General features: G+C 64.5%; 14 protein-coding genes. 11 read left to right on the top strand and 3 right to left on the bottom strand.

Annotation, left to right across the window (positions count from 1 at the left end; genetic code table 11):
* Positions 1-41: 41 nt before the first annotated feature.
* The 3 genes from icmH to GTH22_RS01890 form a co-directional block, all read right to left on the bottom strand.
* Positions 42-1730, bottom strand: coding sequence for a type IVB secretion system protein IcmH/DotU (gene icmH, locus GTH22_RS01900; RefSeq protein WP_252942855.1), 1689 nt, complete (start codon positions 1728-1730; stop codon positions 42-44).
* A complete protein-coding gene (gene tssK / locus GTH22_RS01895) occupies positions 1730-3067 on the bottom strand; it encodes a type VI secretion system baseplate subunit TssK (protein ID WP_252942854.1) in 1338 nt (445 codons plus the stop codon). Before tssK ends, icmH begins: the two co-directional genes overlap by 1 nt.
* A 203-nt stretch (positions 3068-3270) precedes the next feature.
* On the bottom strand, positions 3271-11058 hold the full coding sequence (locus tag GTH22_RS01890; protein WP_252942853.1) for a hypothetical protein: 7788 nt from the start codon (positions 11056-11058) through the stop codon (positions 3271-3273).
* Between the two features lie 479 nt (positions 11059-11537).
* Here GTH22_RS01890 and GTH22_RS01885 point away from each other — a divergent pair, with 479 nt between their 5' ends.
* The 11 genes from GTH22_RS01885 (at position 11538) to tssG (ending at position 24998) form a co-directional block, all read left to right on the top strand.
* Entirely contained in the window at positions 11538-13559 is a 2022-nt protein-coding gene (locus GTH22_RS01885; protein ID WP_252942852.1) for a type VI secretion system Vgr family protein, read from the top strand.
* Positions 13560-13646: 87 nt separating this feature from the next.
* The gene (locus tag GTH22_RS01880) at positions 13647-14174 is read left to right on the top strand and encodes a hypothetical protein (RefSeq protein WP_252942851.1); all 528 of its coding nucleotides are present in this window, start codon (positions 13647-13649) and stop codon (positions 14172-14174) included.
* A 253-nt stretch (positions 14175-14427) separates the two neighbouring features.
* Entirely contained in the window at positions 14428-16029 is a 1602-nt protein-coding gene (gene tagH, locus GTH22_RS01875; RefSeq protein ID WP_252942850.1) for a type VI secretion system-associated FHA domain protein TagH, read from the top strand.
* A gap of 114 nt (positions 16030-16143) precedes the next feature.
* Positions 16144-16659 carry an OmpA family protein gene (locus tag GTH22_RS01870; protein WP_252942849.1) on the top strand — a complete coding sequence of 172 codons (516 nt, stop codon included), beginning with the start codon at positions 16144-16146 and terminating at the stop codon, positions 16657-16659.
* A 206-nt stretch (positions 16660-16865) separates the two neighbouring features.
* On the top strand, positions 16866-18221 hold the full coding sequence (locus tag GTH22_RS01865) for an ImpA family type VI secretion system protein (RefSeq protein ID WP_252942848.1): 1356 nt from the start codon (positions 16866-16868) through the stop codon (positions 18219-18221).
* Positions 18222-18316: 95 nt separating this feature from the next.
* Positions 18317-18856, top strand: a complete 540-nt coding sequence (tssB, locus tag GTH22_RS01860; protein ID WP_252942847.1) for a type VI secretion system contractile sheath small subunit — start codon at positions 18317-18319, stop codon at positions 18854-18856.
* Positions 18857-18947: 91 nt separating this feature from the next.
* A complete protein-coding gene (tssC, locus tag GTH22_RS01855) occupies positions 18948-20438 on the top strand; it encodes a type VI secretion system contractile sheath large subunit (RefSeq protein ID WP_252942846.1) in 1491 nt (496 codons plus the stop codon).
* Between the two features lie 196 nt (positions 20439-20634).
* Entirely contained in the window at positions 20635-21123 is a 489-nt protein-coding gene (locus GTH22_RS01850; RefSeq protein ID WP_252942845.1) for a type VI secretion system tube protein Hcp, read from the top strand.
* Positions 21124-21409: 286 nt separating this feature from the next.
* Positions 21410-21961 (top strand): type VI secretion system baseplate subunit TssE, encoded by a 552-nt coding sequence (locus GTH22_RS01845; protein ID WP_252942844.1) that lies wholly within the window; start codon positions 21410-21412, stop codon positions 21959-21961.
* Positions 21958-23919 carry a type VI secretion system baseplate subunit TssF gene (gene tssF, locus GTH22_RS01840; protein WP_252942843.1) on the top strand — a complete coding sequence of 654 codons (1962 nt, stop codon included), beginning with the start codon at positions 21958-21960 and terminating at the stop codon, positions 23917-23919. The genes GTH22_RS01845 and tssF overlap by 4 nt, the downstream gene beginning before the upstream one ends.
* A complete protein-coding gene (gene tssG / locus GTH22_RS01835) occupies positions 23916-24998 on the top strand; it encodes a type VI secretion system baseplate subunit TssG (protein WP_252942842.1) in 1083 nt (360 codons plus the stop codon). The genes tssF and tssG overlap by 4 nt, the downstream gene beginning before the upstream one ends.
* Positions 24999-25002 lie beyond the last annotated feature (4 nt).

Here is a 25002-nt window from a genome sequence, read left to right as displayed (position 1 = left end):
TGGGGGCGACTAGCGTTCAAACGGCGTCCCTCGCCGTGCAATCAAATTTGTTGTTCCAGCGTCTCTTCGCGCTGGATCATGATTTCCACCCGGCGGTTCAGGGCCTTGCCCTCCGAGGTATCATTGGAGGCAATCGGCTCGTCTTCGCCGCGCCCGTCCACCTCAACCCGCTCCCCGTCCGAGAGCAGCGGTGTAATCACGCCCGCCACGCTCTTGGCGCGCGCCACCGAAAGTTCGAAATTGTTCTTGTACTTGCCCCGGCCCGAGAGCTTGTCGCTGTCGGTGTGGCCGATAAAGCGGATCGGGCCCGGCTCGGCCTCGAGCACCTGGGCAATCTCCTCACCGAGCGGAATGAAGGCTTCCTTCACATCGGCTTTGCCGGAGTCGAAGAGGATCGAGTTGTCGAGCTTGACGATGATGAAGTCGCCCTTGATCTCCACCGTGATCGCATCGTTGCCGGCAAAGGCCTCTGCCAGCCGGTCGAACTGGCTGGTGTCGGGCGGGGCCGCGGGCAACGGCGGCGGCGTCACCGGGCCTGCGGTCCGGCGCACCAGCTCGATCATCTCGCGCGGGTGCAGCTCGCGCATCTCTGTGGTCAGCTCGTTGCCCTCGGTCGTCAGCATCAGCCGCATCCCGAAGTAGCCGCCCGCAAGGATGGCCGAGGCCAGGATCGCATAGGCCCAGACCGGCACCTTGGTAAAGCTGCGCCGCGCGGCCAGCTCGATGCCCTTCCAGCGCGGGCTGATGTCGTCATCGCCGCGCGCCTTCACCCGGCGCAGCGCCTCGTAGATGCCGCGCTTGGTCTGCTGCAGCTTCACGTCGCCGCCCTGCATGGCGCGATACTGGCCCTCGAAGCCCAGTTGCAGGCAGATCAGCATCAGCTCCAGCAGGTGATACTTGTGGATCGGGTTCTGCAGCGCCTTGTCGACCTCCTGAAAGAAGCCCACACCCGCGGTCCGCTTGTTGAAGAACCGCGCCGACATCGAATATTGCAGCCAGACCGAGCGGTCGGTGCCCGGCAAGTTCTGCACCACGTCGTCGGCAAGACCGCAGACGCAGTACTTTGCAATCAGCGCATCGGTCTGGTCGACGCCGCGCTCCAGCATCCGCTCCTCGAAGGCTTCGATCTCTTCGGTCACGTGCTGCATCAGCGGCACCGCGTGCATGTCCACAACCTGGCTGCGCAGCCGCCCGAACAGCACCAGAAGCGAGGCGCAGGAAGCCACGATCGGGTTGGCATCGGCCGACATGCCCGAGGTCTTGGCACTCAGAGCCGCATCGAGGCTGATCTTCTTCACCGGAGCCCGCTGAACCGGCTCCTCCTTGCGCATCTCGGGGAAGAACCCCTCCTGCTGCGGCTTGGCGCCCATCCACTGCCCTGCGTTGGCATGGTCGTTGGGGCCGCCGAAGCCCTGGTTCTGGCCGGGGGGCGGGCCAAAGCCCCCGCCTCCGCCGCCGGGCTGGCCACCGCCAGCGCCTCCGCCACCGCCCCAAACGTCGCCGCCGCCGCTGTCATTGCCGCCAAAGCCGCTGTCCTGGCCGCCGAAGCCTCCACCCTGCCCCGGAGGGGGCGAGGCTGCGGGCGGCGGGCTTCCCCAGCCGCCCTGCGCGGGCATCGAGCCGCCGATCACGGTTTTCTGCGAGCCCGGTCCGGTGGTTTTCTGGCCACCGAAACCTCCGCCCGGCATCGGGCGAATCACGGTCTTGCCAGAGTCCTTCTCATCGCTCATCAGCTATTCTCCTGGATGCCCCAGATCTCCAGCTTGAGATCGGGCCAGTCGCCCGCAAAGTGCAGACCGATCGCCGGGGCCGTCGAGAACTCGCGCCACATCGGATTGTTCTTGTCGATGTTGAAGTAGACGTGGTTGGTGACAGACCGGATCTGCCGCGGCGGCGTGGGCATGTGCACCAGCTCCAGCCCCGGCAGGGCGCTATTCACGATAGCATTCATCTGGGTGTTTGGTCCAACCTTGCAGAGCGCCGGGAACTGCTGCTGGATCTGGGTCAGCGGCTTGTCGGCGCTGACCTCCAGCACGAAGGCGGCATCGCGGAACAGGTTGCGATCGGTGACCTTGGCCATGAAGCTGCCCGACCCGGGGCGCAGCTCTTCGACATTCAGGCGCACGGCACGGCCCACATCACGGCTCAGCAATCGCTGGATGTCGCGGGTGATCGGCTCGAATATCTCTTCGAGATTGTCCTGGTCGTAGGGCGGATACTCGATGGCAAGGCGCTTCTCGTCGAAGGTCCAGAGCTCGCCCACCAGCCGCAGGAACAGCTGATACAGCTCCTCGGGGTGGATGTACTTGCTGTTGCGATAGTGGCGCAGCAGGCCGATCTCGCGGTTCAGCACCAGGAGCATGAAGTAGTCGGTCGCCTGAAGCCCGCCGCCCGAGGAGGGGTCCGAGGCATAACGGGCAAGGCTTTCCAGCTTGGTCTCGACCCAGCCGACAACCCGCTCGATCCAGCCGGCAACGACCGGGTGCGCATGGATGGTCAGCACCGGCGGCGCGAACTTCTCGTCGAAGATCACCGTCTTGTCGCGCACCTCGACCACACGGGCCAGACGCAGGCAGTTGTAGCCCGGCTTCTCGGTCTTGCGCACATCGAACTCGACCCGCGGATGGGCCACCTCGATATCCTGCTCCAGCCGCATAGAGGCGGTGCTGTCGGCCACGGTCTCGGCCGAAAGCCGGTAGCGCGCGGCGCGGGACGCCTCGTCCTCGGTGCCCACCTCGCGCCCGTTCACCTGCACCATCGGCAGCGTCAGCCAAACGGTCTGGCCCTCCGAGCCTTCGGGGATGTCGACGGGGGGCGGCAACTGGCTGGTGCCGGGCATGTCGAAGGGGGTTCCGTCGGGAAAGATGCCGGTGGCGGAGCGCAACCCGAACTTCATCTGCTGCGCCACGTCCCGATCAATCTCGATCTGGGAAAAACCCCACGGGTATGGCGAGGCCAACCGCGTGCGGGCCTCCAGCAACTTCTCAAAATAGCGGTCGCTCTGTTGAAAGTGATGCGGCTGCAGAAACAGCCCTTCCTTCCACGCGACTTTAGAAAACCAGCTCATTCAGGGCTCGCAGCGCATTCCAATGATCGTTTCGCAATATACTGGCAGGATCGGTCCTAACCTGAAAGGCACAAATAACTGACAGGTCCGGCAAATCCTCCCGGACAATGCTCGCGCACCTTGCCAGAAAGAACCGGGGTGCCGCAAGGGCACCCCGGGAATTGTCACGTTTGGCTCACGCCCCTCCACGGGGCCGGGCCGGATCAGAACTGCAACCGGACCTGGGCGGTGAGGCTCAGCGCCTCCACATCCTCCGAGAAGCGCGCATCTGCACGCACCGAGGCGTTCAGCTGCTTGGCCTTGCCCACCTGCCCGTCGAGGATCTTGATGTAGCTCAGGCCGATCGAAAGCTCGCCGAAGTCCCCCAGCGATTCCGTGGTCACCGGCAGCGTCGCCCCACCCGAGGTATAGGTCGCCTGCTGATCATCCGAGAAGTCGCCGTAGTAGGTGGCCGTGATGAACTTGTTGGTCGCGCTGTCGCCCGCCTCGCCGATCGTGGTCTTGGCGATGGTCGCCCCGACAAAGCCGATCTTCGTGGTGTGATCCTCGAACGAAAGACGCCCGGTCTCGGTGCCGCCGGCATCGGTGAACACCAGATCGTCGGTCGACGACCGGGTGATCCCGAAGCCCGCCGTGGGCACCAGCGTCAGATCGTCGGAGAGCGGGTAGCTGTAGCTCACCGAGCCCGAGAGCGTGGTCGACTGGGTTTCGGTTTCGGCGCTGCGCAGGTCGATGCTCGGGTTGTTGAACTCGAACTGGGCATTCTCGAACCGGAGCTGCACATCGGCGGACCATGCGTCCTTGGCCATGGCCACGTAGCCGCCCACGTAGGTCTGCGAGAAGTCCGCAGTTGTGGTCGACTGGTAGGCCCCGAGCGAGGGCGGCGTGGTGCCGAAGTTGGTGGCAAACACGTCCTGCGTGGTCGAGCCGCCGTTGTAGCCGAGGATCATGCCGCCGGCGATGTCGATGGCGCCGTCACCCACGTCGAAGCAGCCGTAGTCCACACCGCCGGTGAAGCCGTAGAAATCGGCCTCCACGGTCGAGGGCAGGTTGGTCACGCCGTTGTTGGTGCGCGCCGTGCCCTTGGCCGAGCCGCCGGTGAAGCGGGCCCAGGAGCCGGTGCCGCAGTTGTCGTCGTCCTCATAGGCAAGCCCGGAGACGAAGGGCGAGGACGGCCGGTTCACGATCGTGCCGATCAGAGACTGCACGAGGCTGATGTTGCCCGCCACCGCAAGGGCACCGGAGCCGGTGTCGGTGACGATATCCACGCCCCCTACTCCGTTGTTCTGGAGCAGGTAAGTGTTGGAACCGCTGGACGTAATTACGTTTCCGCTTGCAAAGCTCAGCCCCGTCGTATCGCCATTGATGAGGTCCAGCGAAACGATACCACCGGTCGCCAGCACATCGGCACTGAACGAGAGCGCGCCGCTGAAGCTCGTCACGTTCAGAACATCCGTGGCCCCCGCACCGGAGAGATCCACATCGAACCGCAGCGTGGCGCCACCGGTGACGGCGCCATTGATGGTGAGAACGTCATCCGTGGTGCCGGTCCCGGCGCTCGCGCCATCTTCGAGATCAATGATGCCGCCCCCGCTGAAGCTCGAAGCGGCATTGCTGACCGTGATGACCGAGGCGGCACCCTGCACCGTCAAAGTACCATTGTTCACGAAGTTGCCGTCGCTGACCGTGATCATGCCACCGTTATCCAGAAGCATATCGCCGTTGGTGATATTGTTGGTGAAGTCGCCGTCGGTGAGCGTCAGCGTAAAGGCTCCGGCGTCATCGAAGGTGCTACCGGCCGCGTTGGTGAAGTTGCCGCCTGCAACACTCGTGGCAGGGGCCTGATCCGGAATGCCGTTGAGCGTCGTGTTGCCATTCAGGTTGAACCCGCCGCCGCTGTTGTTGTTGAAGTCGAGCGCATTCACAACACTGCCCGCTTGGGCGTTGAAGGTGCCGGCGTTGTTGAGCGCCGTGATCCCATGGACGATGGTGTCATCGGTGGCATCCCGTGCATCGCCGTTCTCATCGGCCCCGACCGTGCCCGCATTGGTGAAGTCGCCGGCGTTGACGATCGTCCCCGCCGCGACAAAGCCGCCCGCCTGATTGTTGACCCGAGCATCGGCCGCAACGGTCACCGTCTGGCCCGATGCCAGCAGAGTGGAACCGTTGGCAATGGTCAGATCGTCCGTCAGATCGCCAGGTGTGTCTTCATTGATAGCAACTGCACCCGTGCTCTCCAGAATGCCCCCATCATCAATGGTCAGCGGCGCATCGATGGTCACGCTGGTCGCCGTCAGCCGGTTCCCGTCAAACGTCACGGAACCTGCATCGCCGCCGGTGTTGCCCTGGGTGAAAGCACCGTCGACTTCCAGATCCCCGGTCAGGGTGATCGCGCCGCCGGCCTGGTTGGTCAGGTTGCCGTCGATGCCCTGGGTGATCCCGAGAATTCCGTCGTCACCCGCAAGGCTCATGACCCCCTCGTTGACCACGTTGCCGACGATCAGCCCGTCCGCGGCTGTGCTGTCGAGCGCAAAGTTCGCAGCGCCGCCGGTGTTGAGCACATTGGCCGTCAGCGTCCCCCCGGTGACGTTGAAATCGTCGCTATTGGTAACGCCACCGCTGGCGGTGAGCCCGCCCCCGCTGAGGTTGACCGTGCCGGTCTGGTTCAAGAGTGCCCCGCCCATGGTGAACAGCCCGTCGCTGACATTCAGCTCCGAGCCGGTGCCGGCATTGTCGTAGCTCGCCACCGTGAAGGTGCCCGTTCCCGATTGCTCGACGATCCCGACGTTGTCCAGATCTGCGGAGACGGTGAAGTTGCTCAAGGCTCCGCTGTTTTCCAGCGTGCCTTGGTTGAGGAAGGTCGAGTCGATCACGATCGTGCCGGTGCCGGTGTTCTCTATCGTGCCGAGGTTCTCGTCATCGGAGCCGGTGCTGTCCACCGAGGTGATATCCACTTGACCGCTGCCGGTGTTCGACACGCTGGAATCCGGGCCTTCCATCGTCAGTTCACCCAGCTCGGCAGAGCCGACCCCGGTGTCATCCGAGATCGTCAGGGCAACTGCATCCGCAACTTCCGTGGCAGCCGCGTCGAGCCGCCCGCCGTTCACGTCCAAAGCGGCGTCGATATCCGCGAGCGTCGCGCTGAGCGTGAAACCCGGGTCCGCAGTGGCAGGACCGTTGAAATCAACCGTGCCCGAGGTCTGGGTGAACGTCCCGTCCACACCAAGATCACCGGTCAGCACAGTGGTGCCATCGTTCTCGAAGTCGCCATTCACACCATCGGAGCCGGTGCCTGAGAGGTTGGCAGTGCCGGTATTGTCGAGATCGCCGTTGATCGCGCCGGAGCTGGTCAGGATGCCTACGTTGTCCACGTCCCCGGTCAGCGCACCGGTGTTGTTGAAGCCGTTGACCGACTGGTTGAGGATTGTCGGGGTCGCGTTGTTCGCCTGGATGAGACCATCGTTCTCGATGGCCCCGGACGTCGCGGCAAAGGTCACGGTACCACCGACGATGGAATCGCCATCGTCGAGCGTCAGCGCCTCGTTCGAGGAGTAGGTGAACAGTGCGTCGCTGGTCACAGCGCCATCGCCGGTGGAGAAGTCGAGCGTGCCGCCGCTGTAGGTCACAGCGGCGGTTGCGTCCAGACTGCCCGCCGAGACGATGGTGGTTCCGCCGGTCTGGGTCAGGGTGCCGGTAACGTCAGGATCTTGCCCGCCCGACCCCGATTGCACGTTGATCGTTCCGGTGTTCGTCACGCTACCCACGACCCGGCCACCGTTGAAGTTGAGCGTGCCGGTCGTGTTGGTCAGCGCGGCGGCGGTTGTCATGGTAATCGTGCCGTCATCGAGCTGGGTCACCGCCTCCGCCGTCGCGCCGTTCTGCAAGTAGGTGTCGGCTTGAAGGTCGCCGCCGGTCACGCTGACGAGGCCCGAGGTGTTGGTGACTGAAGAGGCGTCGAGGACGCCATTCGAAACGCTCACAGTGGCCGGAGTGTCGGGACCCGCGATATCGGCGGGGTTACCGTTGTTGACGATCGCGCCCGCCGTCAGGGTGCCAGACCCGGTCTGGTTGAGCTGGCCGTCCAAGATGTTGGTCACGTCGCCAACAGTCATCGTTGTCCCGGCGCCAGTCGAAGCGTTGGTGATCGTCCCAGAGTTATCGTCAAGATTGCCAACGGTCAGAGTGCCACCCGAGCCGGTGTTCTCGATGGTGCCGGTGTTGCCGGTCGCCGTGCCCGTGATGTCGATGCCGCCACCGGCCCCGGTCACTCGGATGATGCCGGCGTTGTTGTTTGCGGAATCCGCCGTCAGCGTGCCGCCCGCGCCCGTATGCTGGACGATACCGTCAGCGTTGTTGGTCACAACGCCCACATCCGAGGTCCCCGCCGTCATCGTGAAGGTGCCGTCGTTGGTGAGCGAGTTCGTCGTCGTTGTTCCAGCGGTGGACACTGTGGCGCCGTTCTCGATGTCGAGATCGCCCGTCCCGGCTGTCGCGGTCAGCGCGGCATTGGCGTTCACGGTCGCGGTGCCTGCGGTAACGTCGATGTCGCCGAGGGAAATCAGCTCGCTCCCCGCGACGTCGTCGATATCCAGGCTCGCGGAGATGTCCACCTCGTTGGCGGTCAGCGAGTTGCCACCGAACGTTACAGTGCCGCCGGAGTGCAGGAACACACCCCCGATAACCGCGTCATCGGTGACCGTCATCGCACTCTGGTTGTCCACATCGCCGATCACAGCGCCGGCCCCGGCCCCGTCCCCGCCAATGTTGAACGTGGCGCTGTTCGTCAGCCCGTCCACGCCGGGGCCAACGTCCAGCACGCCGGTGCCGCTGATCGACAGGGTGCCCGCGGTGTTGGTGAACGACCCGTCGCCTGCCGAAGCCGCGCCCACGTCCAACTCACCCGCCGTGATCTCGACAGTCGCGCCGTTGTTCACGACGTCATTGGTGACGTCAGTCGTCCCGCCGTCCACATCGAAGTCACCGCCCGGATCGAGTGTCAGCGTCGTGATCGTCGCGTTCGCGCTCATCGTCGCGTCGCCCGTCCCCGACACGGCCAAAGTACCCACCGTAAAGGCGGTGCCGTCGTGGTCGAGCATGCCGCCGGAGATGCTCATGATCTCGCCCGTAGCGTCGACCGTCCCGAGGTTGGTAAACGTGCCGCCGGTCTGGCTGATGATATCCGTGGTGGGTGCATCGCCCCCGACATCGGCATCGAGCGTCAGCGTGCTGCCCGCGGCGACGTCGATGTTGCCGGAGTTGATGATGGAGCCTTCGGCATTGATCGTCAGATCACCAGCCGCGTTCGTCCCGACCTGTATACCAGCGTCCGTTGCCGCATGCGCGTTGACCTCGCCGGCATCACCAGCGCTGTTGTTGAAATTGCCGCTGATGACGTTGATCGTCGCGCCGGTGGAATCCACGGTGATCAGCGCACTGTCCTGGTTGATAAAGCCATCGGTGGCATCGCTCGCATTCTCTGCATTGATCGTCGCGTTTGCCGCGTCGATATCGAAAACCCCGTCGTTCTGGTTGACGATCTGTTCGCCGCCCGGACCCGACGTTTGCACCGTGCCATTCGCGGTATCAAACTCGTAAACGCCGTATGGAGCGCCGGCAGTGGCATCGTTATTGATGTTGCCGCCAGTCTCGTCGACCAGCGCGCCAGCAACACCGCTGAGAACCACATGCATGTCGTTATTCGTGGTGTTGCCGGTGCCACGCAGCGTGCCTTCAACAGTCAGCGTGCCGGTCGAGGTGAGGTTCAATGCGCCCGCTTCCAGCGTGGCGCCCGCCTCAACGGTCAGGTTGCCATCACCACTCACCGCGAGGGTGCCCGCCGTCGTGACGGTGCCATCTCCGGACACGGTCGCATCGGCGCCGGAATCGCTGGTCACGGTTATGCCCGTCCCGCTTAGCGTCTGACCGCTGGCAACCTCGATCGAGCCGCCATTGTCCACGAGGATCGCACCGGCATCATTGACCGTACCGTTGACAATGAACGCCCCGCCATTGGTCGCCGTAAGGTCGTTGCCGTTCGCGGTGACGCCCGTGTCGAGAGTAATTTCGGTCACTTCCGGCGCCAAGTCGTTCTGCCCATCCGCGATCAAATCGTAGGTGACATTGCCCGTCACCGTGTGATCGGTCTGAGCCGTCAGCGTCGCCATGTCCGGGCCGAAGGTCAGCGTTCCGCCGTTTTGGGTTTCGCCATCGAATCCGGCGCCCAGAATAACGCTGGCCGCGTTCACGGTGAGGGTTTCACCGTTATCTTGGATGATCGCACCCGCAAGTGTGATCGTTCCGTCAGCGGCGCCGCTCAGATCGGTATCGACGGTGACGACCCGGTCCCCACCCTGGTTGTTGATCGCCGCCAGTGCAGCGCTGCCCGAGATCGAGAGGTCGCCCGTGAGCGTCACGGCGTTCGCGGCATTTGCACTGCTGTCGAAATCGCCGGTGACGATGAGGTCGCCCATAACGTCGAAAGTGCCGCCATCGGATGTGACCGAGCCGGTGATGGTGCCCTGCGCATCCACGTCCCCGCCCGTCTGGGAGACATCGGCAGTCATCGTCGAATCTGCAGCCGTCATCGAAAGCTGGCCGGAACCGCTCACCGCGATGCCGCCATTCACGCCACCACTCTGAACGGTCAGATTTGCGCCGCTTCCACTGCTGCCAAGGGCGAGCTGCCCGTCACTCAGGGCCACGGCACCCGCTGTCGCGGACTGCACATCCACCACGCCGTCAATATCCAGCGTGCCGCCGTCGATCGTGACCGCGCCCGCTCCCGTACCAGTCACATTGAGCGTGTCGCCGGACGTCACTTCGATCTCGCCGGAAGTAACGGTAACACCGCCCACCGTGGAAACACCATCGACATCGAAATCAATCTGGTTGGCACTCGCCTGTGTCAGCGTGCCGCTGATTGCGACCGCCCCGGTGATGTTCACGGTACCACCGCTGTTCGTAACGCTGCCATCGACCCCGGCTGTGGCCCCGGTGCCCGAAAGGTTGAGCACGCTTCCGGTACTGTTGACGACAGAATCCACATCCAGCAATCCGCCCGCAAGGGTCACGGTCCCGCTGTTCTGCAACGAGGAACCCTCGACTTCACCGCCGGTAATGTTGAGTCCCGGCGTATCGGCGGACGAGTTCGTAATCATTCCGGCGATATCGAGCTTACCGTCGGAAACCGTCACCGTACCATCGGTAATCTCCAGCGAGATGCCCTCCAGGGTGCCGGAGCCCGACTGGTTGAGCGTGCCGGCGCTGGTGATCGGCGCATTGACAGAGGAGGTACCGGATGTGCTGTGTTCGAAGGTAGTCGCACTGCCGATATCAAGACCAACCGGACCTCCGCCGAACACTTCAAGCGTGCCGGAGCCGCCCACGGTCGCCACCACCGAGCCGCTGAGGTCGAATGACCGCGCCTCGAAATTCCTTGTCACATCCAGAGTGCCGTCCCCATTGACCTCGACATCGGTAGCCGCTCCGAACACATCAACATCCAGAACGAGCCCGGCCAGGTAGGCACCGGTGATTAAGTCGTTATCGATGAAGATTTGGGTATCGGTGTCAAAGAGCGTGATCGGGTCACCCTGTATCGTCACCACGAGGTCGCCGACACCACCGCCCCCGTAATCGGTCGCGTCGACCCAAATGTCGTTCACGACCACGGCGCCAATCGTCGAATCCACAATCAGCGTCGGGCTGGGCGGAGAGTTTGCTTTCTCGAAAAGAGCATCCCCCGGAGAGTTCCAGGCCGAAGTCGTGCCAGTAACGCTCCAATTGAACGTGGAGTTGTTGCTCCAGATGTTCGAACCCGATCCCGTGTAGGAGTATTCGGTAACCTGTGCGGAAGCTGCGTTCCCGGCCAGCGTTAACGCGGCCGCCATGGCCGTTGTCGCCAGAAAGGCCGGCTTGCGGCGTCGGTTTGCCTGCCCCGCGGAAATTGCGGTCTTGGCTTCGCTGCGGTCGGTGCGGAAATCGCTACGCATGGGAATATGTCCTCTCGCCTTCAAATTATACGGCACGATTCACCCCCCTCCTCGGCAGGTCTCCGCGCACTTGCGCCAGACACTACTTGCCGTCCAGTCATGCGACAACGGTGAATCTGTGCCACTACCCCTTGTGCCCTTCCGCCGGGGCATGCTGCGACCGCTTTGTTGCAGGGTGGCAACAAGTTGGCAGGAAAATGGCAACTTTCGGACGCGGGCGGCACGGCACCGAGCGAGGCGCAGGGCCCGCCCCCGTCCGACCGGGCGCCCGGGCGGCCCCGCAAGGGCGGCAGATCGCGCGCCCGCAGGGTTGCCGCCCCCGCCGCCCGCGACCGGCCGGGCAGACGGACATGCACAACCTCTTGCACGGGCAACGGTCGCTGCCTACATTGGGATCACGTTATTTCAATTATTCCTTCTGGCAACCGATCCATATTTTTGGGACCGGGCCGCAAAAATCAAACTGGGAAACCCCCGAGATGAGCACCGCAAGTAATAGTCAAAGTCAGCGCCTCGGAAAGCTGCACACCGCGCTCGCCTTCAACGACCTCAGCCTGCTCCGCTTTGACGGAATGGATGCCGTGAACGAGTGCTTCGAATATCACGTCGAAGCCGTGACCAACGACGAAACCGTCGCCATCAACCTCGACGACCTGCTGGGCACGCATATGACCGTCCAGCTCGAGGACCTCTATGGCGCCCAGAAGTATTTCGACGGGATCGTCACCGAATGCGGCTGGGGCGGCGACGGCGACACCGGAAACGTCTACCGCTTCACCCTGCGGCCGTGGTTCTGGGTCATGTCCAAGCGCCGCAACAACAAGATCTACCAGAACAAGAGTTTCGAGGCGATCATCAACGAGGTCTGCTCCGACTTCGGCAATGATGCGGCCGGCGGGCTCGATGTTCAGCTCTCTGGCGCGATGCCCCTGGCCAACCAGGAGTACATCGTCCAGTACGACGAGAGCGATTTCCACTTCCTGACCCGGCTGATGGAACGCTACGGCGTCAACTACTTCTTCAAGCACGAGCAGGGCGCGCACAAGATGGTCATCACCGACATGGTGGATGGCTTCGAGCAGCTTCAGCCGACCTCGCGCGAGTACCTCATTCACGAGGGTCAGCACGTCAACGAGGCCGAGCACTTCTGGGACTGGACCCCGCACCGGCGGCTCACCACCGGCAAGGTTGCCCTGACCGACTACAACTTCAAGACCGTCAGCGCCAACATGAAGGGCGAGCAGGAGGGCGACGCCGTCCACGAGTACGGCAAGCTCGAGAGCTACGAGTATCCGGGCGTCTACCTCGACGGAAGCGAAGGCAGCGACTACGCCCGCATCCGCGCCGAGCAGTACCGCGCCCGTGACAAGCACCACACCGCCACCGGCGACTGCATCAGCCTGTCGTCCGGCATGCGCTTCACCCTCGAAGGCAACCACCAGGACGAGAGCCTGCTGGGCCAGGAGTACATCTGTACCCGCGCCATGCACAGCTTCTCGACCGGCGGCTACCGCTCGAGCGGCAGCGGCAGCGGCGGCAGCGAGCACGTCTTTGTCGGCAACTACGAGTTCGCCCCCTCCGCGGTGCCCTACGCCCCCGAACGCAAGACCCGCGAAACCCGGATGACCGGGCCGCAGACCGCAACCGTGGTGGGGGCCGGCGGCGAGGAGATCGACGTCGACGAGTTCGGCCGCATCGTCGTGCAGTTCCACTGGGACCGCCTCGGCAGCAAGGACGAGAAATCCTCCATGCGCATCCGCGTCGCCCAGCCCTGGGCCGGCGCCGGCTGGGGCACGCTCTTCATTCCGCGCATCGGCATGGAGGTGATCGTCGAGTTTCTCGAGGGCGACCCCAACAAGCCCGTCGTCACCGGCTGCGTCTACAACGGCGACAACGCGCCCCCCTACGAGCAGCCCGGCGACAAGAACTGGAACGGCATCAAGTCCAACTCCACCCTTGGCGGCGGCGGCTACAACGAGCTGGTGTTCAACGACACCAAGGGCGACGAGCTGTTCCGCCAGCACGCGCAATACGACATGGAAACCAAGGTGCTCAACGACGAGCGCCGCGAGGTCGATGTCAACCGCACCACCACCATCGGCGGCAACGAAACCCGCACCGTCCATGGCGAAGAGACCCATACGATCGACAAGGACAACACCTACCTGATCAAGGGCGACGAGAACCGGACGGTCAACAAGAACCGCGAAACCAACATCGACATCGACGAAACCCTCAACGTGGGGGGCAACCGGCTCACCGAGGTGCGGGGCACCTCCACGCTGAACGCCCAGAGCGATATCGAAATCAACTCGCTGACCAAGATCACGCTCAAGGTCGGCGGCTCTTCGATCACCATCGAACCGGCCAAGATCTCCCTGTCGTCGATCGAGATCGACGCCTCCGCCGCCGGCGCTCTCAAGACCTCGGGCGGCGGAACTGCCGAGCACAAGTCAGGTGGCATGATGACGATTCAGGCTGCACTGGTTAAGATCAACTAGGGACCGGAAGGGATTCGGCACGTGGGGGACACCACTGAAAAGACGGTCATTGCCGGCGCCATAAAACGGAAGAATCTCCGGTTTGAAGTGGCGCAAGAGCTCTACCAAGCGATCCCCGAGATCGAGGAGGACGTGACGGCGCGGCCCAACGGCCACTCGTCGATCGACTTCATCGGGGCGCTCTCCAAGGGCGACACCCCGGAAGAGGCAATCACCTACTGCGCCTATGTCCTGCCCCGCCGCTTCGCGGTGTGGTGGGGGCACGAATGCCTCAAGCGGATCGAGGAAAAGCTCGACCAGACCGACAAGGACATGCTCGAACTCGCCGCCAAGTGGGTCGGCGATCCCGATGAGGACAAGCGCTACAAGGCGCTCGATGCGGCGATGGAAGCGAAATCCAAGTCACCCGGCGTCTGGATGGCGCTCGGCGCGGGCTGGGCCTCCGGCTCCATGGCCGGCCCCGATGTGCCCCCGGTGCCGCCCCCACCCTTCCTGACCGCGCGTGCGGTGAACGCGGGGCTGCTCTCGGCCCTCGCGCGTTACGATGTGACAACCCGCGCAGAGCACCTCCAGCGCTTCGTGCGCATGGCGCTCATGCTCACCGAAGAGGGCTGAGCCGCCCCACGGGCCCCGCCGCGGGCCACCGCCCGGCACCCCCATGCACCGGCTTCACAAACTGGTTGAAGTTCGGCGGGCAAGTGCTTGATTGCAAATACACCCCGCCCCGCGTCGGGCCCGATCACAAAAGCCGCCGAAGGGCGCGCCCCAAGGCCTGCGGGCTTGCATCAACCCCATCTGGGCCGTAACCCTTGTAGCACCAGAAATTTCAACGCCCCCAGCGGGCGGCATTATCCGAGCGGCGCCGATCATGACCCTGACCCTTCGCATCGACAACTTCCCCTCCCTCTCCGATGGCGGCCCGATCGAGTATTCGACCAACCAGGGCGGCTTCGAGATTGGACGCGATCCGGCGATGGACTGGACCCTGCCCGACCCCAACCGCTTCGTCTCCTCCTGCCACGCCGAAATCCGCTACGAGAACGGGGGCTACTGGCTCTACGACGTCTCGACCAACGGCACCTTCGTCAACGGCGCCTCGATGCGGGTGAAGAGCCCCTACCAGCTGCAATCGGGCGACAAGCTCCAGGTCGGTCACTACCTCGTGGTGGCCGAGGTCGGGCAGGCGCAATCGGCGCAGGCTCCCGCCCATCAGGCGCCGCCCCCGGCCCAGTCCGGCCCCTCGCCCTTCGACGAGCCCGCCCCGCCCTCCGGCGGTGGTGGCGGCGGCGGAGACATCTGGTCTGTCGGCGGGGGTGCCCCGCCCAGCCAGGGCGAGTTTTCCTCGCGCAGCAGCGCCAGCCGCCTGTCGGACTTCGGCGACCAGCACATCGACCTGCCCGACTTCGGCGGTAGCGAAACCGGCACCCCGCCGCCGCCCGCCGCCAGCCCCTCGGGCGGCAGCGCCTCGCCCTTTGGCGAGGCCCCGCCCCCGCCCCAGTCCGCGCCTCCCGCGCCTCCGGCCCCCGAAGAGAGCGCATCGCCCTTCGGTGACGCCCCGCCGCCCGCAGCGCCCCCGCCCTCTGCGCCGCCCCCCGCCGCGCCGCCACAGGAAACCACCGGCTCGCCCTTCGGCCCCGGCCCGGACGCGGCTCCCACGCCGCCCCAGCCGGCCCCGCCCGCCGAGTCCACCGGCTCGCCCTTCGGAGCGTCGCCCCCCGCACAACCGGCACCGCCGCAGCCTGCGCCCCCCCAGCCCGCGCCGCCGCCCGCAGCGCCGCCGGCCCCGGCAGCTCCGCCCCCCGTCAGCCCCACGGCCCCCGCGGCCGAGGCCTTCGCCGCACCGCCCGTGCAGGCCCCCTCCGCGCCCCTGCCCAAGGCAGGCTCCGTCGGCGACGCCTCCGGCCTGCTGGCCGCCATCGCAGATGGTGCAGGGATCAACCCCAAGGCTTTCGAAGGCCCCGACCCCGGCGCCGTGGCCCATGAAATCGGCCGCGCCCTGCGGATCATGGTCGGCGAGCTCGGCGGGCTGCTGAAGGCCCGCGCCGCCACCAAGCAGAGCCTCAAGTCGGGTTCGCGCACCATGATCGGGGCCGATGCCAACAACCCGCTCAAGTTCATGCCCTCCGCCGAGGAGCAGCTCGAGACGATGTTCGGCACCGGCCGCCAGGGCTACATGCGCGGCTCCGAGACGGTTCAGAAAAGTTTCAATGATATCAAGATGCACCAATACGCAGTTCACGCGGCACTTCAGCCTGCGCTGGCACGGCTGCTGGAAGACATGAGCCCCGAGTCGGTCGAAGACAAGGTCGATGCCGGGCGCTTCTCCTCCAAGGACGCGCGGGCCTGGCAGATCTACGTCGAGCGCTGGGACGCCAAGACCCACCCCTACGACAATGGCATGCTCGATGTCTTCCTCGCCTACTTTTCCGAGAGCTACGATGACGTCATGGAAAAGACCGAAAATCAGTAGCTTGCATCGCGAAGCTGCAACGTGACAAAACCGTTAAATTCAAGGGCATTCCTTGACATTTCAGGCCTGTATTCATAGGTTGGGTGCACGGATTTTGACAAAACGGTGATTTACATGCGCAACCTGCTCCTCTCCTCTGCATTGGTGGCCGCCTCCGCGTTTGCTGCCTCTGCCCAATCGTCTTCTCCCTACTCCGCCGATGACGTCGCCAACTTTCTGGTCGACTCCGCGGACCTGGGCCTCAATCGCGGCATCTGCATCGGCACCGCCGAAGAATGCGCCCCGCCCAAGCCCAAGGGCATGGACATGATGATCAACTTCGAACTCGACAGCGCCGAGCTGACCGACCAGGCGAAAGAGACCCTCGCCGTCGTCGCGCAGGCCTTCGAGGACGAGCGGCTCAAGAAGGCCCGCTTCATGATCGAGGGTCATACCGATGCCCGCGGCACCGAAAACTACAACGGCAACCTCTCCGAGGATCGCGCCGCCTCCGTGCAGGCCTATCTGGTCAGCCTCGGCGTCACCGAAGAGCGGCTCTCGGCCATGGGCTTCGGCGAAAGCACGCCCCGCACCGATGATCCGATGGACCCCGAGAACCGCCGCGTCGAGCTTCGCATCGACCTGCAGTGATCACCGGGCAATTCCCCTCGGGTCATGCCCCAAGGTAAGGCACATACGCCGTCCCTCCCCCGGGGCGGCGTTTCTTTTTGGTGAATTTTCCGTTTAACAGGCCCGTGACTCAAATTTTTTGAGTGACCTCCGGGCCTTATCACGCCAGTATCGCCGCCGAATACACGAGGGCGCCCCAGAGGCCGCCCCACCGACCGGGAAGTCAAATGCGTTACGACAATCTCTTCGAGCCCATTTCCGAAGATCAGCCCTGTGGCCCCGATCTGCTGCTTGAAGACGACAACGACTACATCGAGTATTACTTCGAAGCCATCGACAAGGTGCCGATGCGCTACATTGTCAGTAGCGAAACCGGCGAAGTCTTCGACCGCAAGAACATCGACATCAAGAAAGAGACCGCCGCCATCGGCAAGCTGCTCGAAAAGAGCCGCTGCCTGCGCCTGCTGTCGCTCGAGGCGCAGTTCCAGGCGCTGGCCGGGCGGGTCATCGGCTTTTCCGAATGCGTGCAGGCCATCGAGGGCCTGCTGGAGCGCTACTGGGCCGATGTGAACCCCAAGATCGAAGAGGGCGACGCCACCGAGCGGCGCAACGCCATCGAGCTGCTCAACGAGATGGGCCAGGTCATCATGCCGCTCGAGCATGCGCCCCTGCTCGAAGACCGCCGCGCCGGGCGGTTCTCCTTCCGCGACTACCAGCTTTCCACCGGCGCCAAGGAGCCGCGCGGCACCGAGCGGGCCGCGGCCGATGCCGGGGCGATCATGACCGCCTTGCAAAGCGCCGACAACGCCGAGCAGGTCGACAAGCTCTATGCCGCGCTCACCGCCGCCCAATCCGGCTGCGCGGCGATCAAGAACACCTGCATGATGGCCGACAGCGGGGCCTTCTCGCCCCAGTTCGACAATCTCACCGAAGTGCTGCGCGACATGGTCGCCCTCTTCGCAGAGGCCCGCCCCGACCTGTCGGGCGGCACCGACGAGGCCGGCGCCGAAGGCGAGGCCGGCGAGGCCCTGCCCGGCGAAGACGGCGCGCCCGCCCCTGCCGTCGGCGGGGCCGGCACCCGCGTGTCTTCCGGCCCGCCCGTCATGGTCGGCCCGGTGCCCAACCACGCCACCGCCAAGGCCGCGCTGGAGCAGATCGAGGCCTATTTCGCCTCCGTCGAGCCCTCCGCGCCCTCGCTGCTCCTGATTCGCCAGGCGCAGGATCTCATCGGCAAGCCGCTGACCGAGGCGCTCCAGGCGCTGCTGCCCGGCATGTCCAACAACGCCATCGTCGATTTCGGCACCAAGGAGGGCTTCATGCTCGACTTCGGCAAGCTCTCGCAGCTCGCCGCCTACGAGCTGCCCGCCAACGCCACCCAGATAGATACCGGCCCCGCCGAACCCGTCGTCTGCGAGAACCGCGAGCAGGCCGCCGCGCTGATCTCGGCGGTCGAGAACTTCTTTCGCCAGACCGAGCCCTCCAGCCCGGTCCCGGTGCTGCTCTTCAAGGCGAAGACCTACCTCAACCGCGATTTTTCGTCGATACTGAGTGACCTGTTCCAACACATGGACCAACCCGGCTGACGCTCGGTCAGCCACCCCCCTTCCGTGGGGGCAAAACATTTGACAAACCTGGGGCCACGTGGCTTCAATTGCTTAAGTATTAGGGAGATTTTCACATGGCTGATTCAGCAACCCGATTCATCAAACGCAACCGCCCCCCCCGGGTTCAGATCTCCTACGAAGATCCGTACGACAGCGAAAAGAACGTCGAACTGCCCTTCGTCATGGGGGTCATGGCAGACCTGTCCGGCAACTCCTCCGCCGTCGAAAAAGACCCGATGGCCGAGCGCAAGTTCACCCAGGTCGATACCGAGAACTTCGATGACTACATGGAAGCCGTCGCACCCGGCGTCTCCTTCAACGTCGACAACAAGCTCTCCGAGGAAGAGGGCGAAAAGCTCGGCGTCTCGCTGAACTTCAAGAAGATGGCCGACCTCGATCCCGGCGAAATCGCCAAGCAGGTTCCGGCGCTCAAGCAGCTGCTCGACGCCCGCGACGAGCTGGCCAACCTCCAGCGCTACATGAACGGCAAGTCCGGCGCCCAGGACCAGCTTCGCAAGCTGCTCGACGACCCGGCGATGATGAAGCTGCTCGCCGAGAAGCGCGCCGACATCAACGACGACAACGAAGAGGGTGGCGACGACAGCGCGGGCTGACCCCCACGCATTTCGCCTGAGATTTCGAGGCCCCGGCGCTGCTGCAAGACACGCCCCGGCCCCGACGAACCAAAAGACAGGGACGATTGACATGGCAACCGAAGCCCAACAGGAAGCCGGCGCCGCAGGTGGTGAGGTCGATGAACTCGACGCCTTCTCCTCCGCGCTGAAGCAGAACTTCAAACCCCGCTCCGACACCGCCGCCACCGAGGTGGAAAACGCGGTCTCGACGCTGGTGAAAACGGCGCTGGCCGACAGCACCGTCATCAAGGAAGACATCCTCGACACCGTCGACGAGATGATCGCCGCGCTCGACTCCAAGCTGACCACGCAGGTCAACGAGATCCTCCACAGCGAGCAATACCAGCAGATCGAAAGCGCCTGGCGCGGGCTGCATCACATGGTGATGAACTCCGAGCCCGACGCCACGCTCAAGATCAAGGTGCTCAACGTCTCCAAGAAGGAGCTCGAGCGCGAGCTTCGCTCCTTCCCCGGCGCCAAGTGGGACCAGAGCCCGCTGTTCAAACAGATCTACGAGCATGAATTCGGCCAGCTCGGCGGCCAGCCCTACGGCGCGCTGATCGGCGACTACTACTTCGATCACTCCGCCGCCGACGTGCGCCTGCTGCGCGACCTCGGCAAGATCGCCGCCGCCTCCATGGCCCCCTTCATCGCCGCCGCCGACTCCGGCCTGATGAACATGGACAGCTGGAACGACCTCAACAAGCCGGCCGACCTCGGCTCGATCTTCGAGACTCCGGACTACGCCGCCTGGAAGTCGCTGCGCGAGAGCGAAAACTCCCGCTACGTGGCCCTGACCGCCCCGCGCGTTCTGGCCCGCGAGCCCTACGGGCAGAACTCGCTGCCGGTCGAGGCCTTCAACTTCGAAGAAGAGACCGACGGCCACGAAGGCAAGAAATATGCCTGGATGAACGCCTCCTACGCCATGGCGGCCAACATCGCGCGCGCCCACAAGGAGCACGGCTGGACCGTCCGCATCCGCGGCGTGCAGTCGGGCGGCGAGGTCATCAACCTGCCGACCCACACCTTCGACACCGGCGATGGCTCCATCGACCAGAAGTGCCCCACCGAGATCGCAATCTCCGACCGCCGCGAGGGCGAGCTCTCCAAGGCCGGGATCATCTCTCTGGTGCACCGCAAGAACACCGACAAGGCCGCCTTCATCGGCGCCCAGTCGCTCTACAAGCCCAAGAGCTTCGTCGATCCCGAGGCCACGGCGGCAGACAACCTCAGCTCCCGCCTGCCCTACATCTTCGCGGTGTCGCGCTTCTCGCACTACCTCAAGTGCATCGTGCGCGACCAGATCGGCTCCACCAAGGAAGAGGCCGTGCTCGAGCGCGACCTGAAGAACTGGATCGCCCAGTATATCGACGGCGACCCCAAGAACTCTTCCGAAATGGCCAAGGCCAAGCGCCCGCTCGCGGGTGCCGAAATCAAGATCGTCCCCGACGAGGAAAACCCCGGCTATTACATGGGCAAGTTCTTCCTGCGTCCGCACTTCCAGATGGAAGGCATGGACATCGGCATGTCGCTCGTGTCGCGCCTGCCCTCGGGCGGCTGATCTTTCAGAAGGTTCGGGCCCTGTATTCACAGGGCCCGTTCGGTTCCTTCACGATTTCGTAAAAAAAATTGTGGGGGGATCTTGCAACGGGAGGCCCTGCTTCCCATCTTGGTAGGGACCGGGAATTAACGGTCCTTATTCTTAAAAAACGGCAAGTTATTTTGCTTCCACTAGGTAACCACAAGGAGATCAACTAATGGCTACCGCACTTTATATGAAACTCGACGGTGTTGAAGGCGAATGCGTGGTCGCGGGCTACGAAGGCTGGATCGACCTGCTTTCCATGTCCTTCTCCGGCTCGCAGTCCGGCACCATGCACACTGGTCGCGGCGGCGGCTCCGGCAAGGTTGCCATGGGCGACCTGATGGCCACCAAGCTGACCGACAAGTGCTCCACCGACATGATGAAGAAACTCTGCATGGGCCAGCACTACGCCTCTGTCGACGTGCACGCCACCAAGGCAACCGGCGGCAAGCCGCTCCCCTACTTCACCATCAAGCTGACCCACGCCGTTGTGACGTCGCAGAGCTTCGGTGGCGCCGGCGGCGGCAGCGACCAGATGACCGAGAGCTTCTCGCTGAACTACCGTGAGATCGCTTGCGAGTACAAGATCCAGAACGAGGATGGCACCGAGACCGGCACCACCTCCGCCTCGTACAACGTCGCCTCCGGCGAAGGGGCCTGATCCTCGCTGCTGGTCGGATTTTCGAACCAGCTCGGAAAGATTGCAAAGGGGCGCAGCGATGCGCCCCTTTCGCTTTGTTTCGGGCCCTGAATTGGCTCAAAACCCCTTGCATTCAAGCACTTGCGCCTCCATTCTCAGGCCCGTTCCATCAGGTCATTTTCACGGGTCTCACGCGCTTTTCACAAATTTCTCCACCCTCTTCCCCCTTCACGCCCCGGCCCTGCCCCGCTATCGTTGACGCTGCGTCCGGTCCGGGCGCCCCGGCCCCAAAGCGAAGGCTCCGCCCATGGCACGCGAACCCCAGCAGCTCCAGATTCCGATCATGTATGCCTTCCGCGAGGCCCATATCGCCCGCGACGCCAAGATCGACGGCACCAGCTACAAGGACGGCCAGCGCGTGCTGACGGACCGCTCCGCCACCCGCCGCCGCGGTGCCAACGAGGCCCAGCTCAAGCGCAACCTCGAACTCGATCTCGTGCAGCTCGCCAACACCATCAACCTCGATGCGGTGATGGACGTCGACGACCTCGAATATGTCCAGCGCTCGGTGCTCAACTACGGCGTGGTCGACCTCTCCAACCTCACCTCCGAGGACATCCGCGTGCAGCGCGTGCCCCAGCAGCTTGCGCGGGCCCTGCTCAACCACGAGCCGCGCTTTGTCCCCTCCTCGATGGACGTGCAATTGCGCGAGGAATTCGACGACGTGAACCAGAAGCTGATGTTCGACATAAACGCCGAAATGGCCTGCAAGCCGATTGATATTCCGCTCGAATTCGTCGCGGAAATCGACGTAGGCTCCGGCAAGATGAAATTCTCAAATATAGAAGGCGCCGGATGAACCGCGAATTCCTCAACGCCTACAACCGTGAGCTGGCCATCCTCTACGAGCGGTCCAAGGAGTTTGCCGAGGAGTATCCCGGCATCGCCGAGCGGCTCGGCGGGCTGACCGAAGACAAGCTCGATCCCGGGCTCGGCGGGCTGTTCGAGGGCACCGCCTTCATGGCCGCCCGCATCCAGGTGGCCGTGCAGGGCGAGTTCGAAACCTTCACCACCGCCCTGCTCGAACAGCTCATGCCCGACTACCTCGCGCCCACGCCCTCGGCGATGATCGTGCAGGCCAAGCCGGACTATACCGAGAAGGATCTGGTCAAGGGCGAGAGCTTCAACGCCGGCGCCTATCTCGATGCCACCTATGTCGAGCGCGAGCAGCGCGTGTCGGCCCGCTTCCGCCTCGCGGCCCCGCTCACCCTCTGGCCCCTTGATCTCGATACCGCCACCTACATGCCCTCGCCGGGGCCAATGCAGGCGCTCGGGCTCGATGTCATGCGCCAGACCGCGGCCGGCCTGCGCCTGCGCCTCGTGCGCCGCACCGACAACTCCGAGCGCGACCCCGAGCTGCCCCCCAAGAAGGGCGACAAGCCCGCGCTGGTCAACGAGATCCTCGCCAACGAGCTGCCGATCTACCTCAACGGCCCCCGCGCCGACATGGTCACGCTCTACGAACAGCTCTTCGCCGACACCTGCCGCGTCACCCTGCGCTACCTCGACCGCTCCGGCGACCCGGTCTTCCTGCCCTGCCCGCCCGGCATTCTGGAGCAGGTCGGCTTCCGCGAGGACGAGCGGCTGTTTCCCGAGGAAGACAAGATCTTCGAGGGCTTCTCGCACCTGCGCGAATACTGGATCCTGCCGCAGAAGTTCCTCGGCTTCCGCCTCTGCGGCCTCAAGCGCCTCCTGGCCCGCATCCCGGCGCCGATGTTCGATGTCATCATCGAGTTCTCAAAGAGCCAGCCCAAGCTGGCGGCGCTGATCGAGCCCTCCAACTTCCGCCTCTTCGCCGCCCCCGCCGTCAACCTCTTCGAGGAACGCTGCTCCCGGGTGCGCCCCGACCCCAAGTTCAACGAATATCTCGTCGTCCCCGACTCCAGTCCCTCGGTCAATTACGAGGTCCAGCGGATCAAGGAGGTCTACGCCCACTATCCCGGCATGCGCAAAAAGGTCCGCGTCAACCGGCTCTACTCCCAGCCCGACGGCGAGGTGCGCCCGGGCGACGCGCTCTACTACAACCACACCCGCAAGCCCCGCCGCCTGACCGAGAAAGAGCGGCGCTTCGGCTTTGGCGGCGATTACGTCGGCACCGAAACATACCTCAGCATCTACGAGCCTGCCGGGCTGGATGACGAGGAGCGGGTGCAGCGCCTTCAGGTCATCGCGCTCTGCTCCAACCGCCACCTCGTGCAGCAACTGCCGATCGGCCAGAGCCAGGTCGATTTCCGCCTGACCGACGATGTGAACGTGCCGCTGGCCTGCATCTCCGGCCCCACCCCGCCGCGCGTGTCGATCGCCGACCTCGATCACAACGATCCCCGCATCGGCCACCACGGCGAGGTCATGTGGCGGCTGGTCAACCTGCTCAGCTTCAACCAGCTCGGCCTGAAGGACCGCCACTCCGACGACCCCGCCGGCGGTCTGCGCGAGCTGCTGGGCCTGTTCTCCGACATCGGCGATTCGGTCACCGAGCGCCAGATCCGCGGCATCACCGGCATCGCCTCCCGCCCCATCACCCGCTCCCTGCGCCGGGATGACGGCTACCACGCCGCCCGCGGCACCGAGGTCACGCTCAAGTTCGACGAACGCGCCTTCGAGGGCACCGGCATCATGCTGCTGGGCGCCGTGCTCGACCGCTTCTTTGCCGATTACGCCCATATGAACAGCTTCACCGAAACCGTGCTCGTCTCCGACAGTCGCGGCGAGGTCATGCGCTTCACGCCCCGCTCGGGCACCGGGCCGCTGCTGTGAGCGCGCGGGCCAGCTCCGGGGCCGACGAGGCCAAGCCGCTTCCGCTCGAAGAGGCCCGCACCCGGCGTCAGATGCTCGAAACCGAGCCCTACCGCTTCAACCTGCACGCCCTGCTGCGCGAGCTGGAGCGGATGTATCCCGACAAGCCCCGCATCGGGCGCAGCCAGGTGCTGGCGCAGGAAATCGTCAGCGTCGGCCAGGACCCGTTCCTCGATTTCCCCGCCTCCAACGTGAAGGCCTTCGAGGTCCGCGAAGACGAGGTGCCGCGCCTGCGCACCAAGTTTCTCGGCTTCTTCGGCCCCCAGGGCCCGCTGCCGATCCTCACCACCGTCGAGGCGCTGCGCTGGCAGGACGCGGGCGACGACGCCTTCGTCCGCTTCGCCGACATCTTCGCCACCCGCTTCCTCCAGCTCTTCCACCGGGTGTGGGCCGATGCCCGCCCCATCGCCCAGTTCGACCGCCCCGAGGATGACCGCTTCGCTGCCTACGTCGGCTCCACCATCGGCCTCGGCACCGCCCCCTACCGCGACCGCGACCGCGTGCCCGACATCGCCAAGCTGCCCTATGCCGGGGTCATGGGCAGCCGGGTCAAATCCGCCAAGCGCCTCCAGCAGGTGCTGGAGGGGGTGCTCGGCGTCGATGTGAAGATCCGCGAGCGCGAGGGCATCTGGCTCGAATTCGAGGCGGGCGACCTCTCCCGCATCGGCCAGACCGGCGCCGACCTCGGGCGCAACACCTACGCCGGCAGCCGGGTCTATTCGATCAACGACAAGGCCGTCATCGAGATCCGCGCCGAGCAGCTCGACGATTACGAGAGCTTCCTGCCCGGCGGAGACATGTTTGAACGGCTCGCAGATATGGTAAGGTTCTATCTGGGCGAGCAGATTGATTTCGATGTCGAGCTCGCCCTGCCCCGCAAGCTGTGCCCCAAGGCCCAGCTCGGCACCAAGGGGCGGCTGGGCTACACCACCTGGACGCCGCTGAAGTCCGACACGCCGGGGTCAGGTGAGGACGATTATGTTTCAGACGCCCGTTTCAGCCTTCATCAGGCTGTGATCGGCAACATTCAAACCGAGTAACAAG

The sequence above is a fragment of the Oceanicola sp. 502str15 genome (genome assembly GCF_024105635.1).
Taxonomy (GTDB): Bacteria; Pseudomonadota; Alphaproteobacteria; order Rhodobacterales; family Rhodobacteraceae; genus Vannielia.
Note: the sequence above shows the minus strand (reverse complement) of the source record. Positions and strands in the feature narration are given on the sequence as shown.

Coding starts and splice junctions, on each gene's coding strand:
- tssK (WP_252942854.1), bottom strand. CDS start 3,067: ATGAGCTGGTTTTCTAAAGTCGCGTGGAAGGAAGGGCTGTTTCTGCAG.
- GTH22_RS01890 (WP_252942853.1), bottom strand. CDS start 11,058: ATGCGTAGCGATTTCCGCACCGACCGCAGCGAAGCCAAGACCGCAATT.
- tagH (WP_252942850.1), top strand. CDS start 14,428: ATGACCCTGACCCTTCGCATCGACAACTTCCCCTCCCTCTCCGATGGC.
- tssF (WP_252942843.1), top strand. CDS start 21,958: ATGAACCGCGAATTCCTCAACGCCTACAACCGTGAGCTGGCCATCCTC.
- GTH22_RS01865 (WP_252942848.1), top strand. CDS start 16,866: ATGCGTTACGACAATCTCTTCGAGCCCATTTCCGAAGATCAGCCCTGT.
- GTH22_RS01850 (WP_252942845.1), top strand. CDS start 20,635: ATGGCTACCGCACTTTATATGAAACTCGACGGTGTTGAAGGCGAATGC.
- tssB (WP_252942847.1), top strand. CDS start 18,317: ATGGCTGATTCAGCAACCCGATTCATCAAACGCAACCGCCCCCCCCGG.
- GTH22_RS01885 (WP_252942852.1), top strand. CDS start 11,538: ATGAGCACCGCAAGTAATAGTCAAAGTCAGCGCCTCGGAAAGCTGCAC.
- GTH22_RS01870 (WP_252942849.1), top strand. CDS start 16,144: ATGCGCAACCTGCTCCTCTCCTCTGCATTGGTGGCCGCCTCCGCGTTT.
- icmH (WP_252942855.1), bottom strand. CDS start 1,730: ATGAGCGATGAGAAGGACTCTGGCAAGACCGTGATTCGCCCGATGCCG.
- tssC (WP_252942846.1), top strand. CDS start 18,948: ATGGCAACCGAAGCCCAACAGGAAGCCGGCGCCGCAGGTGGTGAGGTC.
- GTH22_RS01845 (WP_252942844.1), top strand. CDS start 21,410: ATGGCACGCGAACCCCAGCAGCTCCAGATTCCGATCATGTATGCCTTC.